Source organism: Streptomyces sp. NPDC048734 (assembly GCF_043198675.1).
Lineage (GTDB): Bacteria > Actinomycetota > Actinomycetes > Streptomycetales > Streptomycetaceae > Streptomyces.
In genome coordinates this window covers 94,140-110,307 of sequence record NZ_JBICUZ010000020.1, presented here as the reverse complement: position 1 = coordinate 110,307, position 16,168 = coordinate 94,140, and the positions used below count along the sequence as shown (strand labels likewise).

General features: G+C 73.1%; 12 protein-coding genes and 1 pseudogene. 7 read left to right on the top strand and 6 right to left on the bottom strand.

Features of this window, described 5'->3' with window-relative positions; translation table 11 throughout:
• The first annotated feature begins 459 nt into the window (after positions 1-459).
• Genes ACGFQC_RS33310 through ACGFQC_RS33295 form a run of 4 tightly spaced genes read left to right on the top strand, consistent with a single transcriptional unit; the run spans position 460 to position 3,993 of the window.
• Positions 460-1,527, top strand: a complete 1,068-nt coding sequence (locus ACGFQC_RS33310) for an aliphatic sulfonate ABC transporter substrate-binding protein (RefSeq protein WP_363090490.1) — start codon at positions 460-462, stop codon at positions 1,525-1,527.
• Between the two features lie 36 nt (positions 1,528-1,563).
• Positions 1,564-2,352, top strand: coding sequence for an ABC transporter ATP-binding protein (locus tag ACGFQC_RS33305; protein WP_363090483.1), 789 nt, complete (start codon positions 1,564-1,566; stop codon positions 2,350-2,352).
• Positions 2,339-3,247: an ABC transporter permease gene (locus ACGFQC_RS33300; RefSeq protein WP_363090482.1), complete on the top strand. Its 909-nt coding sequence runs from the start codon at positions 2,339-2,341 to the stop codon at positions 3,245-3,247. Before ACGFQC_RS33305 ends, ACGFQC_RS33300 begins: the two co-directional genes overlap by 14 nt.
• A gap of 5 nt (positions 3,248-3,252) precedes the next feature.
• Positions 3,253-3,993 (top strand): sirohydrochlorin chelatase, encoded by a 741-nt coding sequence (locus tag ACGFQC_RS33295; protein ID WP_363090481.1) that lies wholly within the window; start codon positions 3,253-3,255, stop codon positions 3,991-3,993.
• 82 nt (positions 3,994-4,075) lie between these two features.
• On the opposite strand, the gene ACGFQC_RS33290 is transcribed toward ACGFQC_RS33295, so the two are convergent.
• Both ACGFQC_RS33290 and ACGFQC_RS33285 read right to left on the bottom strand, forming a co-directional pair.
• Complete coding sequence (locus ACGFQC_RS33290; protein ID WP_363090480.1) at positions 4,076-4,672, bottom strand: TIGR03086 family metal-binding protein; 597 nt, start codon at positions 4,670-4,672, stop codon at positions 4,076-4,078.
• 54 nt (positions 4,673-4,726) lie between these two features.
• Complete coding sequence (locus ACGFQC_RS33285; RefSeq protein WP_363090479.1) at positions 4,727-5,275, bottom strand: DUF1697 domain-containing protein; 549 nt, start codon at positions 5,273-5,275, stop codon at positions 4,727-4,729.
• Positions 5,276-5,734: 459 nt separating this feature from the next.
• Here ACGFQC_RS33285 and ACGFQC_RS33280 point away from each other — a divergent pair, with 459 nt between their 5' ends.
• Positions 5,735-7,996, top strand: coding sequence for an MMPL family transporter (locus ACGFQC_RS33280; RefSeq protein WP_363090478.1), 2,262 nt, complete (start codon positions 5,735-5,737; stop codon positions 7,994-7,996).
• Positions 7,997-8,149: 153 nt separating this feature from the next.
• On the opposite strand, the pseudogene mgt reads toward ACGFQC_RS33280, so the two are convergent.
• Positions 8,150-9,392 (bottom strand): annotated as a pseudogene (gene mgt / locus ACGFQC_RS33275) (macrolide-inactivating glycosyltransferase).
• 454 nt (positions 9,393-9,846) lie between these two features.
• Here mgt and ACGFQC_RS33270 point away from each other — a divergent pair.
• Positions 9,847-10,701 carry an aminoglycoside phosphotransferase family protein gene (locus ACGFQC_RS33270; RefSeq protein ID WP_363090477.1) on the top strand — a complete coding sequence of 285 codons (855 nt, stop codon included), beginning with the start codon at positions 9,847-9,849 and terminating at the stop codon, positions 10,699-10,701.
• Positions 10,702-10,789: 88 nt separating this feature from the next.
• Here the strand turns inward: ACGFQC_RS33270 and ACGFQC_RS33265 are convergent, their stop codons facing one another.
• Complete coding sequence (locus ACGFQC_RS33265; protein WP_363090476.1) at positions 10,790-11,728, bottom strand: alpha/beta hydrolase; 939 nt, start codon at positions 11,726-11,728, stop codon at positions 10,790-10,792.
• 464 nt (positions 11,729-12,192) lie between these two features.
• Between ACGFQC_RS33265 and ACGFQC_RS33260 the strand changes: the two genes are divergently transcribed.
• Positions 12,193-13,836 (top strand): LuxR C-terminal-related transcriptional regulator, encoded by a 1,644-nt coding sequence (locus ACGFQC_RS33260; protein ID WP_363090475.1) that lies wholly within the window; start codon positions 12,193-12,195, stop codon positions 13,834-13,836.
• Between the two features lie 133 nt (positions 13,837-13,969).
• Here ACGFQC_RS33260 and ACGFQC_RS33255 read toward each other — a convergent pair whose 3' ends face one another.
• Both ACGFQC_RS33255 and ACGFQC_RS33250 read right to left on the bottom strand, forming a co-directional pair.
• The gene (locus tag ACGFQC_RS33255; protein ID WP_363090474.1) at positions 13,970-14,701 is read right to left on the bottom strand and encodes a 3'-5' exonuclease; all 732 of its coding nucleotides are present in this window, start codon (positions 14,699-14,701) and stop codon (positions 13,970-13,972) included.
• Positions 14,702-14,864: 163 nt separating this feature from the next.
• On the bottom strand, positions 14,865-16,130 hold the full coding sequence (locus ACGFQC_RS33250) for an SAV2148 family HEPN domain-containing protein (protein ID WP_363090489.1): 1,266 nt from the start codon (positions 16,128-16,130) through the stop codon (positions 14,865-14,867).
• Between the last annotated feature and the right edge of the window lie 38 nt (positions 16,131-16,168).

Here is a 16,168-nt window from a genome sequence, read left to right as displayed (position 1 = left end):
CCCCTCGACGCCTACGCCGACTCGCGCCGCACCGGCTCCTTCATCCTGATCGACCCGAACGACGGCACCACCCTCACCGCCGGCATGGTCGGCGAGTCGTTCGCCTCCCCCGAGCCGGTCAAGGACCCGGCCGAGGACGACGGGTGGGACTTCTGACGTGAACTCCACCGACTACTACTCCACGTTCGCGAAGGAGGGCGGCCGCATCGGCAGCGGCGCCCGGGGGAGCGGGCAGGGCGGAGTGGCGCGATGTGTGTGCTGACGTACGCGCACTGCCTGCGCGCCCGCACCTCCCATCGCCGTAGACGAAAACCTGCCGACCTCCCGGCCACGACCTGAGAGACCGTGACCGCCGGGCCGACGAGAGGAAGACCTCCCGTGCCTGCCAACCTCCCCCTCTCCCGGCTCCGTCCGGACGGGGGCAGCCCCCGTGGCCTGCTGCGCCGCGGCCTCGCTGTCATGGCCGCGCTCCCTCTTCTGACCCTCGCCGCCTGCGGTTACGGCTCGAGGGCCCCGGACGAGCCGGCCGGGCAGAAGGTCGCCGCGGGGGCGGAGAAGATCGACGGTCTCGACTCCGTCAAGATCGGCTACTTCGGCAACCTCACCCACGGGACAGCCCTCGTCGGCGTGAACAAGGGTTACTTCCAGAAGGCTCTCGGCGCCACCAAGGCTTCGTACCAGGTCTTCAACGCCGGTCCGTCCGAGATCGAGGCGCTCAACTCCGGCTCCGTCGACATCGGCTGGATCGGCCCCTCCCCCGCCATCAACGGCTACACCAAGTCGGACGGCAAGAACCTGCGCATCATCGGCGGTTCGGCCTCCGGCGGGGTGAAGCTCGTCGTCGACCCGAAGAAGATCAAGTCCCTGAAGGACGTCAAGGGCAAGAAGATCGCGACCCCGCAGCTCGGCAACACGCAGGACGTCGCGTTCCTCAACTGGATCTCCGAGCAGGGCTGGAAGGTAGACGCCCAGAGCGGCAAGGGCGACGTCTCCGTCGTCCGCACCGACAACAAGATCACCCCGGACGCCTACAAATCCGGCTCCGTCGACGGCGCCTGGGTGCCCGAACCGACCGCGTCCAAGCTGGTCGCCGAGGGCGCGAAGGTGCTGCTGGACGAGTCCGACCTGTGGCCCGACAAGAAGTTCGTGATCACGAACATCATCGTGTCGCAGAAGTTCCTCGAGCAGCACCCGAAGGCCGTCGCGGCGGTCCTGGAGGCGTCGGTCGACGTCAACGAGTACATCAACGCCCACCCGGACGAGGCGAAGGCGGCGGCGAACGCTCAGCTGAAGGCGGACTCCGGCAAGGCACTGCCCGCACAGGTGCTGGACCCGGCGTGGAAGTCGATCCGGTTCACCGACGACCCGCTGGCGGCCACGCTGAACAGCGAGGCCCGGCACGCGGTCGAGGCCGGCCTGCTGGAGGACCCGCTGCTGGACGGCATCTACGACCTCGCGCCCCTGAACAAGGTCCTTCAGGCCGCGGGTGAGCCCACCGTCGACGACGCCGGTCTCGGTGTCGAGTAACCACGCAACCACGAGAGTTCCCAGGAGGTGACGACCATGGCAACCACCCTGGCCAAGGCCGCCGACGGCACCGAGTCGGTGGCCCACGCCGCCCGCATCGGGCACGTCTCGAAGTCCTTCGCCGGCCCCGCCGGGCCGCAGCTCGTCCTGGACGACATCACCCTCGATGTCGCGCCGGGCGAGTTCGTCACCCTTCTGGGGGCCTCGGGCTGCGGCAAGTCGACGCTGCTGAACCTGGTGGCGGGGCTCGACGCCCCGACCGCCGGCGAGATCAGCACCGACGGGCGGCCGGCTCTGATGTTCCAGGAGCACGCCCTGTTCCCATGGCTCACCGCGGGCAAGAACATCGAACTCGCCCTGAAACTGGGGGGAGTTCCCAAGAACGAGCGGCGCGACCGCGCCGAGGAACTGCTCGAACTGGTCCGGCTGAAGGGTTCGTACGGCAAGCGGGTGCACGAGCTGTCCGGCGGCATGCGCCAGCGCGTGGCGCTGGCCCGGGCCCTCGCCCAGGAGAGCCGGCTGCTGCTGATGGACGAGCCGTTCGCGGCACTCGACGCGATCACCCGGGACGTGCTGCACGACGAACTCACCCGCATCTGGCGGGAGACACACCTGTCCGTCCTGTTCGTCACGCACAACGTGCGCGAGGCGGTGCGGCTCGCGCAGCGCGTCGTGCTCCTGTCCTCCCGGCCGGGCCGGGTGGCGCGCGAGTGGACGGTCGGCATTCCGCAGCCGCGCCGCATCGAGGACGCTCCCGTCGCCGAGCTGTCCCTGGAGATCACCGAAGTCCTGCGTGGGGAGATCCGCCGTCATGGCCAGCACTGAGACCAGCGATCCGACGGCGAAGGCCCCGGCCGACGACAACGGCATCGCCGGCGTCGAGGCGGGCCTCGACGCCCTCGAGACGTCGACGGCGACCGGTACGCCCTTCCGGCAGACCTTCGTCAACAAGATCCTGCCGCCGATCGTCGCGGTCGCGGTGGTCCTGGTGGTCTGGCAGGCGCTGATCACCTTCAGGATCGTCGACGACCCGGCGAAACTGCCGTCCCCGTCCGACGTGGGCGCCGAGTTCAAGGACGCCTGGCTGGAGGGCAAGCTCCTCGGGTACATCTGGACCAGCGTCTCGCGCGGTCTGCTGGGCTTCCTGCTGGCGCTCGCCATCGGCACCCCGCTGGGCCTGCTGGTGGCCCGGGTGAAGTTCGTGCGCGCCGCGATCGGCCCGATCCTGTCCGGCCTGCAGTCACTGCCGTCGGTGGCGTGGGTGCCGCCCGCGGTGATCTGGCTGGGCCTGGACAACTCGATGATGTACGCGGTGATCCTGCTCGGCGCGGTCCCCTCCATCGCCAACGGCCTGGTCTCCGGCATCGACCAGGTACCGCCGCTGTTCCTGCGGGCGGGCCGCACGATGGGCGCGACCGGGCTGAAGGGCGCCTGGCACATCGTGCTGCCCGCCTCACTGCCCGGTTACCTGAGCGGCCTGAAGCAGGGCTGGGCCTTCTCCTGGCGGTCGCTGATGGCGGCGGAGATCATCGCCTCCTCCCCCGACCTGGGCATCGGTCTGGGCGCGCTGCTGGAGAACGGCCGCAACGCCAGCTCCATGGCGATGGTCTTCGAGGCGATCGTCCTGATCCTGTTCGTCGGCATCGCCATCGACCTGCTGATCTTCAGCCCGCTGGAGCGGCGGGTGCTGCGCGGGCGCGGACTGCTGGTGAAGGGCTGACCCCCGTGCGCCGAGAACCGGTCCTCCTCGTCATCGCCCACGGCAGCCGCGATCCGCGGCACGCGGCGACCGTCCACGCCCTCGTGCGGCGGGTGCGGTCGCTGCGGCCCGGGCTGCGGGTGGAGACCGGTTTCCTGGACTTCAACGTCCCGTCCGTGCAGGGGGTGCTGGAGTCGCTGGCGGCGGAGGGCGTGCGCGACGTGGTGGCGCTCCCGCTGCTGCTGACGCGCGCGTTCCACGCCAAGGCGGACATCCCGGCCGTCCTGCGGGACGCTCCGCGCCGGCTGCGGATCCACCAGACGGAGGTGCTCGGCCCTTCCCCGCTGCTGCTCTCCGCTCTGGAACGGCGGCTGTACGAGGCGGGGCTGACGCCCGCCGACAAGTCCTCGACCGGGGTCGTGCTGGCCTCGGCGGGGTCCACGGACCCGGAGGCGATCGCGGTGATCGCCGACATCGCGCGGGAGTGGTGGCACACCGGTTGGTGCGCCGTGCGACCCGCGTTCGCCTCCGCGTCACTGCCGCGCACCGAGGACGCGGTGCGCGAACTGCGCGAGCTGGGCTGCTCCACGGTGGCGGTCGCCCCGTACGTCCTGGCCCCCGGCTTCCTCCCCGACCGCATCGCCCGGGGCGCGGCGCGGGCGGACGTCCTCGCCGAGGTGCTGGGCCCGTCCCCCGAAGTGGCCCGCGTCCTGCTGGAACGGTACGACGCGGCCCGCGTCCCGATGCCGGCGGCGGTCGGGGCCTGACCTGAGGGTCCCGGCCCGGCGGTGGGGACACTCCGGCGGCGGTCCGCCGCCGGGTCCCCGCCGTGGCCCGTCGGAAGCTTCCTCAACGGTCCACCCGGGCTCCCTGCCGCGGGTTCCGTCCGCTCGCCGCCAGTGCCCGGTCGAAGGGCGGTGCGTCGTCCGGGACCGGCACCGGGTCGGCGAAGCCGTCGTACCGGCGGTAGAGGTCGCCGTGACGTTCGACGACGTCGAGGACCAGGCGGGCGGCGCCCTGCGAGACGTGGAACTCCTGGCCGGTGGAGACGGCCACGTCCCAGCCGTGTACGGCCGTCTCCTTGACGATCATCGCGGCCAGCTCGTCGGCGGGCAGGGCGGCGCCGCCCAGGTCGACCTCGCCGTCCCAGACCGCCGGGTCCGCCCAGGCCGCGACCGCGCGGTCGAGCCGGGCCGCGTAGGCGTCGGGCCAGCCGGGGTCGGCGGTGAAGTCGCGGGCGACCAGTTCCGGGGGGAGCTGCCGGCGCAGGGCGCGGTGTTCCAGGCCGTGGGAGGTGTAGAGGACCCAGTGGTTGACCAGGGCGCGCAGGTCCCAGTCGGGGCAGTGGGTGGGTTCGGTGAGGCGGGCGGTCGGGACACCGCGCGCGACGCGCGCCGCCTCGGCGGCACATTCGGACATGTACCGGTGCGTCTCGTCGTACGTCATGTCCCTCACGCTAGGGACGGGGCGCGGGATTCTCTTGAACAAACGCGACAGGGTTCAGGGCCGGGTCATCTCGACCAGCTTGACCACGGTGTTCCAGTTGCGGGTGGTCGCGATCAGCCCCTTGGTCGTGCGGGGCCGGGAGAGCTGCTCGGCGAGCCGGGAGCGGCCGAGGCCCTCGGGTGCGTACAGGTACAGGGCACGGTCGCCGAGGCGGAACTCCTCCGGCAGGAGCGCGGCCGTGTCGATCCCCGCGAAGCGGTCGGCGTCGACGGCGGCGGAGAAGTAGGTGACGTGGAGCTGCTTGGCCTCCAGGTCGGCGGCCGGGAAGGGACAGCCGTCGGTGATCGCCCTCAGGTACGCGTGGTCGCGCACGATCACGTCGACGGTGAAGCCGAAGTGCTTCTCGATCGCCCGCGTCAGCTCCCGCGCGAGAGCGTCCTCGTCTCCGTGGCCGGTGGAGAAGACGGCCTGGCCGCTCTGGAGGTACGTGCGGACGCCGTCGTGGCCGAGGCCCTCCATCAGCGTCCGCAGGGCCGCCATCGGGACCTTCCTGTTGCCGCCCACGTTGATGCCGCGCAACAGGGCGGCGTACGTCGTCGTCATCCGGACAGACTAGGCGGCCGTCGTGCCCCGTGGGGGTGGGCACGACGGCCGCAGTGGTCCGGTCCGGCGCAACGGGCCCCGGTTGTCCGGTCCGGGGATCGGGCCGCGTGGTCCGGTCCGGGGATCGGGGCTGGGCGAAACTTTCGTCGATCGACGGGGGCCTGATCAACCGCTTCGCGCACCTGTGACTTATTCGACAAGGTTGCGGAACACCATAAGGGGATCGGTCCGGCGGACCGGACAGCGGAGCGCGACCCTGATCGTCGTCCCCGAGGGCCGGCGATAGATGTAGGGGACCGCTGTCCTCCCCAGCGGTGAGACGGCGGGGTCCGAGGGGAGGAGTCGGGTGGCCCGCACCTCGTCGAACAGCACGACGAGATGGCTTTATACGCCCCCTACCTTCGAAGGGAGAGGTGGCGGCAGGGGGCTGCCACCGCACCTCGAGGGAGAAAGCCCGTCATGGGGAACGGAGATTCACGGGTGCGGGGCATCGCCGCGCGGGCCGGCGGCTGGAGTGCCCGGCACCGCTGGACGGCCGTCGGGATCTGGGTGCTGTTCGTGTTCCTGGCCATGGCGCTGGGTTCGGCGGCCGGCCGGGTCGACGTCAAGGACAGCGACCAGCTCAAGGGGGAGACGCACACCGCCGCCAAGATCATCGAGGACGCCGGGATCGAGGAGCCCGCGAGCGAGACGGTCCTCGTCCAGGCCAAGGACACGAAGCTGAAGGCCACCGACGCCGCGTTCCGCGAGGCCGTCGAGGCGGTCGTCACGGCCGTCGAGGGCACCGGCGAGGTCACCGAGGTCACCTCGCCGTACGACTCGCGGACGATCTCGAAGGACGGCCGCAGCGCGCTGGTGCAGTTCGACGTGCGCGGCGACTCCGACACCGCCGGCGAGCGGATCGAGCCGGTCCTGAAGGCCGTCGAGGGGGTGCAGGAGGACCACGAGGCACTGCGGATCGAGGAGATCGGCGGCGCCAGCATGATGAAGACGTTCGACGACGCGTTCGGCGACGACTTCCAGAAGGCCGAGTACTCCGCGGTGCCGGTGGCCCTCGGCATTCTGCTCATCGCGTTCGGCGCCCTGGTGGCCGCCCTGCTCCCGGTGCTGCTCGCGGTCACCGCGATCATGGCGACGATGGGCCTGATGGGCGTCGTCAGCCACGTCATGCCGATGAGCGACACCGCCAACTCCGTGATGCTGCTGGTCGGCCTGGCCGTCGGCGTCGACTACTGCCTGTTCTACCTGCGTCGCGAGCGCGAGGAGCGCGAGGCCGGCCGGGACGGGCAGACCGCGCTGCGGATCGCCGCCGCGACCAGTGGCCGGGCGATCATCGTCTCCGGCGTCACCGTGTGCGTGGCGATGGCGGGCATGCTGTTCACCGGGCTCGCCGAGTTCGAGGCGATGGGCCTGGCCTCGCTGATGGTGGTGGCCGTGGCCATGGTCGGCTCCGTGACCGTGCTGCCCGCGCTCCTGTCGCTGCTGGGCGAGCGGGTCGAGAAGGGCCGCGTCCCCTTCCTGCGGCGCCGTGCCCGCAACCGCAAGGGCGGTGGCGAGAGCCGGTTCTGGACGGCCGTCCTCAAGGGCGTCCTCGCCCGGCCCCTGGTCTCCGTGGTCGTCGCGGCCGGCGCGCTACTGGCCGTCGCGGCCCCCGCGCTCGGCATGAAGACCCAGAACCTCACCCTGGACCAGGAGTTCGGCGACTCGCTGCCCATCGTGCAGACCTACAACCGGGTCAACGAGGCCTTCCCCGGCGGCTCCGACCCGGCCGAGGTGGTCGTCCACGCGAAGGACATCAACGCCCCCGAGGTGAAGTCGGCGCTCGCCGACTTCCGCGAGCGCGCCATCAGTTCGGGCGCCTCCCGCGGCCCCGTCGAGATCAAGCTGCACGACGCGCAGAACATCGCCTTCGTGTACGTCCCGCTGGTCGGCGGTTCCGACCTGGACAAGGCGGGCGTGAGCCTGGACAAGCTGCGCGACGACGTACGGCCCGCGACCCTCGGCAAGGTGGACGGCGTCGAGGCGCCGATCACCGGGCAGGTGGCCGGTTCCAAGGACTTCAACGACCAGCTGGCCGGAGCCGTCGTCCCGGTCTTCGCGTTCGTCGTCGTCTTCGCCTTCGCGCTGATGCTGCTCTCGTTCCGCTCGCTGACGATCGCGATCACCTCGATCGTGCTCAACCTGCTGTCCGTGGGCGCCGCCTACGGCATCCTCGTGGGGGTCTTCCAGCACGGCTGGGGCGCGTCCCTGGTGGGCGCGGAGGGCGTCGGCGCCATCGTCACCTGGCTGCCGCTGTTCCTCTTCGTGATCCTGTTCGGCCTGTCGATGGACTACCACGTGTTCGTGGTCTCCCGGATCCGCGAGGCGCGGCTGCGCGGCCGGACCACGCGGGACGCCATCACCCACGGTGTCGTCACCACGGCCGGGGTCGTGACCAGCGCCGCCGTCATCATGGTCGCCGTCTTCGCGATCTTCGGCACGCTGTCCATGCAGTCCATGAAGCAGATGGGCGTCGGCCTGGCCGCCGCGGTCCTGATCGACGCGACGGTCATCCGGGGCGTGCTGCTCCCGGCGGTGATGGCGCTGCTCGGCGAGCGCAACTGGTACCTGCCGACGTGGCTGCACCGGCTGCCCGACCTGACGCACGACGAGTCGGCCGAGGCGGTCGCAGGCGTCGAGCCGACGACGAGGGACGACGAGGGCGAGCCGGTGCGGGTGTGACCCGCTGACCCGGCCCGCACGCCTGCGGATCCCCGGTGCTCCGGCGCCGGGGATCCGCAGCACCGGGGATCCCCCGCCGAGGGCCCGTCGACCACAGGGGAGTCGACGGGCCCTCACCCGTGTCCACCGGGACATGGGTGAGGGCCGGGACGGCTACCGGGCGTGCAGTTCGGCCTCGACGAGGTCGGCCGCCCGGCGGGTGCCGCCCTCCTCGGCCATGCCGGCCCGGATCTCCTCAAGGCGCCGGGCCACCTCGGGATCGTCGACCAGGGCCAGGGCGGCGGCGCGCAGCGTCTCGGCGGTGGCCTCCTCGGCGGGGACGTGGCGGGCGACTCCGAGCGCCTGGAGCACGTCCGCGTTGCCGAACTGGTCGGCGGCCTGCGGTACGGCGATCATCGGCGTCGCCGTCGCCATCCCCTCCTGGCTGCCCCCGGCGCCGGCGTGGGTGACGAACAGGTCGGCCTGCCGCAGCACCGCCAACTGCGGTACCCAGGAACGTACTTCGACGTTCGCGGGGACGTCGCCCAGCTCGGCGGGGTCGACGTGCCGGCCGATCTGGAGCACGAGGTGCCAGCCGGGCAGGCCGGCGAAGGCCCGGACGCAGGCGCGGTAGAAGTCCGGCCGCTTGGTGAAGGCGGAGCCCAGGGAGACGAGCACGACCTTCTCGGCGCCGGCCGGCCGGGTCCAGTCGCCCTCCGCGGTGCGGTCGCCCTGGCAGGCGCCGACGAAGGTGTACACGCTCTCGTCGACCCGGTCGGCGTTCGGCTGGAGCGCCTTCGGGACGAGCACCAGGGAGCGGGCGGGCCGGCCGACGAAGTCGTCGGGGTGGGCGGTGATGCCGTTCTCCTCCAGCCAGGCGTGGAAGCGGGCGTAGTAGGCCCGGCCGCGTGCGGTCTTCCTCGGCTCGGCCCACATCGGTTCGGCGACCTCCCGCTCGTAGCCCTCCCAGGCGACGAGGTTCGGTGAGAGGGAGATCGCGGGGACGCCCCAGCGGTGGGCGAGGACGCGGGCCGGGTAGGAGGTGATGTCGTGCAGGACGAGGTCGGGTTCGTCGCCCTCGTACGCCTCGGTCAGCTGGGGCAGCGCCTGGACGGCGTCGGCGAGGAAGGGCTCCACGTGGTCGAGGAGGGTGGAGCCCCAGGCCGACGGGTCGGCGTCGGGCGAGGGCAGGGTGGAGTGCCAGGGTTTCACCTCGGCGCCGGTCGCGGCGACCTTGTCGGCGAGGGCGGGCGGGACGGCGTAGGTGACCCGGTGCCCGCGGGCGACGAGTTCGCGGATCACCTCCAGGCTGGGGTTCACGTGGCCGTGGGCGGCGATGGAGAACATGGCGATGTGCGCGGGTGCTGTGGTCATGTGATCGACAGTAGACGAGACGAGACGTCTCGTGCAATGGAATAACGTGACGGCGTCCTCGGCGCCGGTAACGGGCCGGCGCCGGGTCCCCGGCGCCCTCCAGCCGGTCGCACGGCCCGTCCGGGCCGGTCGCGCCGCTGCGGCACTCCGGAAAAGCCGGGGTCGTCACCTCGTCCTTCCGCTCGGGGCAGCCGCGCACGGGCCGTGCGGGGGCGGGGCGGCGGGGTGGCGGGGCGGCGTCGAGGGCGGTACCCGGTGGCCGGTCGCGCTCGGTGGTGTGCAGCGCTCGGTCGGCGAGTGACCTCGTGGGGGCGGGCGGCATCCGGTCGCCCGGGGCCGGGCGGACCATGAGGGGCCCGTCCCGGTCGTGAAGCGGGGTACGCCGTCGGGGCACCGCGTACACGGTCCGACCTGTGCGAATGTGAGACTGGGCGCCGGACGGCCGGATCCCGACGCCGTCCCGGCGGGAACGGACGGCCACGACAGGGAGGCGGACGATGGACGAGGCGCGCGCGAGGGACCTGCTGGCCGCGGCGGGGCTGCCGGCCGGAGAGGCGCGGCTGCTCGCCCTGGGCGAGAACGCGGTGTTCGCCGCCGGCGACCTGGTGGTGAAGGTCGGCCGGGACGCCGAGCTGCTGGAGCGGGCCCGGCGCGAGCTGGAGGTCGCGGCCTGGCTGGCGGAGGCGAACGTCCCGGCGGTGCGGGCGGCCGAGGCGGAGCCCCTGCTGGTCGAGGGGCACCCGGTGACGGTGTGGCACCGGCTGCCGGACCCGCTGCGCCCGGCCGGGCCCCGGGACCTGGCCGGGCTCCTGCGCCTCGTGCACGCGCTGCCCGCCCCCTCCTTCACGTTGCCGCCGCGCGATCTGCTGTCCGGTGTGGAGCGCTGGCTGCGGCTGGCCGGGGACGCGGTCGACCCGGCGGACGCGGCGTACCTGCGCGAGCGGCGGGACGGCTTCGCGGCGGCCGCCGCCGCGCTCACGCCCCACCTGCCGCCGGGGCCGATCCACGGTGACGCGCTCCCCCGCAACGTGCACATCGGCCCGGACGGGCCGGTCCTGATCGACCTGGAGACCTTCTCCGCCGACCTGCGCGAGCACGACCTGGTCGTCCTGGCCCTCTCCCACGACCGCTACGGCCTGCCCGCCGAGGCCTACGACTCCTTCACCGCCGCCTACGGCTGGGACGTGCGGGAGTGGGAGGGCTGCGCGGTGCTGCGGGGCGCCCGCGAGACGGCGAGCTGCGCCTGGGTGGCCCAGCACGCGCCGGCCAACCCCGGGGCGCTGGCCGAGTTCGGGCGCCGGGTGGCGTCGCTGCGGGACGGGGACGCGTCGGTCCGGTGGTACCCGTTCTGAGCGGTCGCGCCGGGCCGGCCCGCACGGCACGCGGCGCCGCCCGCCGGCCCGCCCCGGCGGGGGCGGGCCGGCGGGCGGCGGCCGGGGGTCACGCGGTGTGCGGGCAGTTGCCGCGGTACTCCTCGATGGTCGAGCTCGGCCGCGGCAGCGGGCACAGGAACTGCTCGTAGCGGGTGTCGTCGTCGATGAACCGCTTCAGCCAGCTGATGCTGTACTTCGCGATCGTCGTGTTCGACGTGTTCGGCGTGAAGTGGTTGGCGTTGTTCAGCTCCAGGTACGCGCGGTCCAGCGAGGACGGCAGGCTCTCGTAGAACGGCTCCGAGTGCGAGCGGACCGAGGCGATGCTGTCGCCGTCCGCTCCGACGACGAGGGTGGGCGTCCGGAGCTCCGGCCAGGTCTTGTCCAGGTTCCACGCGGTGAGCGGGACGGCCGCCTTCAGCGAGGGCCGGTCCTTGGCCGCCTCCAGCGTGCCGCCGCCGCCCATCGAGTGGCCCATCACCCCGAGCCGCGCGCCGTCCACCCGGTCGCGGACGCTGCTGCTCTTCGTGAGGTAGTCGAGCGCGGCCAGCAACTGGTCGCCGCGCGAGGCCGGCTGGTCGGAGGTGGTGTTGGTGTCGATGGTGAACACCACGAAACCCTGGGAGGCGAGCCGCGGCCCCAGCCAGGCGATCGAGGACTGGCGCGCGGTGTACCCCGGGGCGATCGCCACGGCGCCGAACGTGCCGTCGGCGGTGCTGGTCGGGTAGTAGATCGTGCCACCGCCGAACCCGGACACGCTGAGCCGGGAGACGCTGGTCTCGGAGACGGCGTACGCGCCGCGCGCGGCCGTCACACTGGTCTCGGTGGGGGCCGGGCCGCGCTCGTGGGGGTTCCCGGCCGCGTTCGCGCCGCCGGTGAGCGTGGTCGCCAGGCCGGCCAGCGCCGCCGCGGACGCGAGGGCACCCAGGAGCGGGCCGCGGGACCGACGGCGGTGCCGTGCGGGGCCGTTCTCCGGGGCGGGCGTGGACGACTGGGGAGTTGCCTGCATGAGCGGTTTCCTCTCACCTCGTCCCCTGACGGCACGTGCGGGGGCGAGCCCGGGAGCGGGGTGCCCGCCGGCCGCTGACGCGTGTCACCGGCCGTGAACCGTGTCGTCGTGGAGGTCGAGGAGGACGGTGGTTCGTGGATCGTTCCGGCGTCCGGGCCCTGTACGGCGGCAGGAGCGTGGGGCGCTCCTGGCCGGACACCGTGCGGCCGGTTCCCGGGCCACCCCGGGACGATCGGCCGCGCTCAGCGTAAGAGCCGGGAAACCTCCCGTGCATCGGTGGAATCACCGGTCTCACAGCTCACGCTCAGCGAGCTCGCGGCCTCGGCACCCTCGGCCGCCTCCCCCGCCCGGTTGAGAATCGGCCTGCCCCTCTGCGTACTTATGCGCGGTAAGACCATCCGGTTCTCGCCAGGGTGTCTTCAAACCGTCTGTTACGCTCCGGAAACGCAGGACAGGAAGCGGCGATGAACGGGTACGACCAGACAGCAGGCAGGGTCGGCGACCGGGCCTCGCAGTTGTTGAGCGCCGCCGAGCGCGCCCGCGACGGCGGGCGGACCCGCCGGGCTCTCGCCCTTCTCGAGGCCGCCCACCGCACGGCCGGCGACGACGCCCCGCTGCGCGCCCGGACCGAACTGCTGCGCGGGTTGCTCCTGTTGGGCGACGGCTCCGTGACCGACGCCCATCAGACCCTGCTGCTCGCGGCCGAGTCGCTGGGGTCGCACGACGCCGAGGGCGCGGAGCAGGCCCTCGCCGCGGCGGCGGAAGCCGCCTGGGCCGCAGGCGACTTCACGGCTTACCTCCAGACGCTGGAACGTCCCGCCGGACGCCCGGCGGACGAGACGCCGCCGACCGGACGCGCCCCGGTGCCGGGCGCCGTGGCGGCACCGTGGAGCGCCTTCCGGGCGGGCATGCGCCACGTCGTGCTGGTCGACTTCGCCCGGGCGGCGCGGGAGCTGGAGCCGCTGCTCGCCGCCGCGACGCACACCCAGCGGCCGGACGACCTGCTGCACGCGGGCCGCGCGGCCCTGGTGCTGGGCGACATCGCCGCCGCGCGGCGCCTGCTCGGCCGGGCCCTGGCGGCGGCCGGCGCCCGGGGCGTGTCCGGGCCGACCGCCCGCATCCTGGAGTTCCTGGCCTACGCCGAACTGCGCGCCGGTTACCACCAGCAGGCCCGCGCCCACGCCGAGGAGGGGCTGCGCGCCGCCCGTCGGCTCGGCCAGCGCAACCTCGCCGCGCAGCACCACGCCCTGCTGGCCATGGTCTTCTCCCTGGTGGGCGCCGACTCCGCCACCGAACACCACGCCGATGCCGCCCTGTCGGTCGCCCGGCCGCACGGGCTGGTCCAGGTGAGCACCATGGCGGAGTGGGCGCGGGCCCGCGCCGACCTGGGCCACGGCCGGGCCGAACAGGCCGCGATCCGTCTGGCGCCGCTGCTCCGACCGGGTCCCCGGCGCGGGCACTTCGGCCTGTGGATGCTGGCGGTGCCGTGCCTCGTCGAGGCGACGGTCCTGGCGGGACTGGACGATGACGTCACCGACATGGTCGACCTGTACGCCGGGTGGGCCGCCCTCGGCGCCGATCCACAGGCCGCGGCCCAACTGACCCGCTGCCGGGCCCTGACGGCTCCGGAAGAGGACTGCGACGCGCTGTACCAGCAGGCCCTGGCGGAGCACGAGGCTGCCGACGGCCAGTTCGAGTACGCCCGCACGCTCCTGTCCTACGGCATGTGGCTGCGCCGTCGGCGCAGGCCCCTGGAGGCCCGGCAGCAACTGCGGTCCGCCCTGGTCGGCTTCGAACGCTGCGGCGCCCTGTTGTGGGAGAAACGGACACGGTCCGAACTGCGAGCCGCCGGGGACAGCACCGCCGGCGACGACGTCAGCGCTCTGGAGCAGCTGACTCCACAACAGCTGCGCGTGGCGGAGCTGGTGGCGTCGGGCGCCACCAACCGCGAGGTGGCCGCGCGGCTGTCGCTCAGCCCTCGCACCGTGGACCACCATCTACGCAACATCTTCAGCCAACTGGGCGTCCGCTCGCGGGTCGAGCTGGCGCTGATGATGAACGGCGGCCGAACGGAACGAAGCGGCGACAGCGGGGGCGGGAACGCCTGACGGGGCTTGACGGGAAACACCTGCGGCAGGGCGGGGGCGCGCGGGCGGCGGCCGCCCGGCGGGCGGGATCTCTCCCCGAAGACGCACCGGACCACGCCGACCGTCGGACACCGGCCCGTCGGGCCGGGGGTCCTCAGACCCGCCGGGTCCCCTGGTCCGCCGGCTCCCGCAGCGGCCAGACGCCGTCGACGACCGCGTCCGCGTCGCCCTTGCGGCGCAGGAAGTCCTGGAAGTCCGCTGCCCAGGCCGCGTACCACTCGATCTGGCGGCGGTGCAGCTCCGCCGGGTCGAGGGAGGCGACCTTGGGGTGACGCTCGGCTATCGCGCGGGCCAGGCGGGCGGCGGCGAGGGCGTCGGCGCGGGCGTCGTGCGCCGCGTCGAGGGTGACGCCGTACTCCGCGCAGACCGCTTCGAGGTTGCGCTTGCCGCGGCGGTAGCGGTCGGCCCAGCGGTCGATGGTGTACGGGTCGACGACCGGGGCGGGGTCGAGGCCGCCCAGGCGGTCGCGCAGGGAGGGCAGGCCGTGTCTGCGCAGTTCGGCGGCGAGCAGGGTCAGGTCGAAGGCCGCGTTGTAGGCGACGACGGGGACGCCGGCGCGCCAGTGGGAGGCGAGAACGCCGGCGATGGCGTCCGCGACCTCGCCGGCCGGACGGCCCTCCGAGCTCGCCCGCTCGTTGCTGATGCCGTGGACCGCCACCGCCTCCGCCGGGATCTCCACGCCCGGGTCGGCCAGCCATTCCCGGCTCCCGAGGACCTGTCCCTCCCCGACCTCGATCACGGCACCCGTGACGATGCGCGCCTCGCGCGGGTCGGTCCCGGTCGTCTCCAGGTCGAAGCCGATGAGCAGCTCGCGGTGCCAGGCCATGGTGGCCCCCCTTCTTGGTGGTGCTTCCCCCAGTGGTCTCCACCTTCGCACGCGCCACTGACAACCAGAGGAGCGCGTTCCGCTTACCGCCGGGACGTTCCGGGCGAATGCCGCACATCGCCACCCGACGGTCGGGGCGAATGCCGCGGACCCCCGCGAACGGTCAGGAAACCGGCCGCGAGTCCGCCCAGGCCAGCTCGAACTCCTCGCGATAGGAGGCGAAAAGTCCGCCTTCGTCGACCTCGCCCGACTTGACCACCCGGTTGCCGTTGCGCAGCACCAGCACCGGCGCCTCCATGCCGCGCATGCGCCGCAGATAGGACTGCACGACCGCGATCCCGTCGGTGCCGTCGCCGTCGACCAGGTAGGCGGTGAAGCGGGGCGTCTCGTCGTAGACCTGGATCTGGAAGGCTCCGGGGTCCCGCAGCCGGGAGCGGACCCGGCGCATGTGCAGGATGTTCATCTCCACCGACCGGCTCAGTTCGCCGCGCTTCATGCCGAGCTCGCGCTCGCGGCGCTTCACCGCGCTGGAGGCCGGGTTGAGGAACAGCAGCCGCACCCGGGCGCCCGCCTCCGCCAACCGGACGAGCCGCCGGCCGGAGAAGTTCTGCACGAGCAGGTTGAGGCCGATGCCGATCGCGTCGAGCCGACGGGCCCCGTCGAAGATGTCCTCGGCGGGGAACCGGCGCAGCAGCCGCACCCGGTCGGAGTGGACGGCGACCACGTCCGCGTACCGGTCGCCGACGAGGTCCTCGACGGCGTCCACGGGCAGCCGGCGCGCGGAGGGCACGTCGCCGCCGGTGCCGAGCATCTCCAGCAGGCGCGCGGAGGCGCGTTCGGCCTGGCTCAGGACGGCTTCGGACAGCGCCCGGTTGCGGGAGACGACGTTGCGGGTCACCTCCAGCTCGTCCAGGGCGAGTTCGACGTCCCGGCGGCCGTCGAGGTACGGCTCGAAGCAGGGCCAGTGCTGCACCATCAGTTCGCGCAGCTGCGGCAGGGTGAGGAAGGAGATCACGTTGTCGTCGGCCGGATCGAGCAAGTAGCCCTTGCGGCGGCTGACTTCGCGGACGGCGACGGCGCGCTGCACCCACTCCTGGCCGGCGGGTCCGGCCGCGGCGACCACCCATTCGTCGCCGTGGACGGGTTCGTAGACGGGCCGCAGCACGGCGGCCACCACGGCGCGCAGCCGCTGTTCGACGAGGTTCAGCCAGATGTAGGCCCGGCCGGCCCGCTGGGCGCGGGTGCGCACCTCGCGCCAGGCCTCGGCGTCCCAGTCCAGCTCCGGTCCGATGGCACCCTCCATCGGCCGGGCCAGGGACACCGCGCCGGGCGGGACCTCTGTGGAGCCCCCCTCGCGACCGTCGTCACCAGGGGGCAGCTCCAGCCCTCCCGAGCCCACCCGCGCACCGCCTTCCGCTCCCCCGAGCATCCCCGTCCCAACGATCAAGGAAGGGTACTCCGGGAGCG

Excerpts from the sequence above, each read along its gene's own strand:
- ACGFQC_RS33310 (WP_363090490.1), top strand. The coding sequence starts at position 460 with ATGGCCGCGCTCCCTCTTCTGACCCTCGCCGCCTGCGGTTACGGCTCG.
- ACGFQC_RS33305 (WP_363090483.1), top strand. The coding sequence starts at position 1,564 with ATGGCAACCACCCTGGCCAAGGCCGCCGACGGCACCGAGTCGGTGGCC.
- ACGFQC_RS33300 (WP_363090482.1), top strand. The coding sequence starts at position 2,339 with ATGGCCAGCACTGAGACCAGCGATCCGACGGCGAAGGCCCCGGCCGAC.
- ACGFQC_RS33290 (WP_363090480.1), bottom strand. The coding sequence starts at position 4,672 with ATGACGTACGACGAGACGCACCGGTACATGTCCGAATGTGCCGCCGAG.
- ACGFQC_RS33285 (WP_363090479.1), bottom strand. The coding sequence starts at position 5,275 with ATGACGACGACGTACGCCGCCCTGTTGCGCGGCATCAACGTGGGCGGC.
- ACGFQC_RS33280 (WP_363090478.1), top strand. The coding sequence starts at position 5,735 with ATGGGGAACGGAGATTCACGGGTGCGGGGCATCGCCGCGCGGGCCGGC.
- ACGFQC_RS33270 (WP_363090477.1), top strand. The coding sequence starts at position 9,847 with ATGGACGAGGCGCGCGCGAGGGACCTGCTGGCCGCGGCGGGGCTGCCG.
- ACGFQC_RS33265 (WP_363090476.1), bottom strand. The coding sequence starts at position 11,728 with ATGCAGGCAACTCCCCAGTCGTCCACGCCCGCCCCGGAGAACGGCCCC.
- ACGFQC_RS33260 (WP_363090475.1), top strand. The coding sequence starts at position 12,193 with ATGAACGGGTACGACCAGACAGCAGGCAGGGTCGGCGACCGGGCCTCG.
- ACGFQC_RS33255 (WP_363090474.1), bottom strand. The coding sequence starts at position 14,701 with ATGGCCTGGCACCGCGAGCTGCTCATCGGCTTCGACCTGGAGACGACC.
- ACGFQC_RS33250 (WP_363090489.1), bottom strand. The coding sequence starts at position 16,130 with ATGCTCGGGGGAGCGGAAGGCGGTGCGCGGGTGGGCTCGGGAGGGCTG.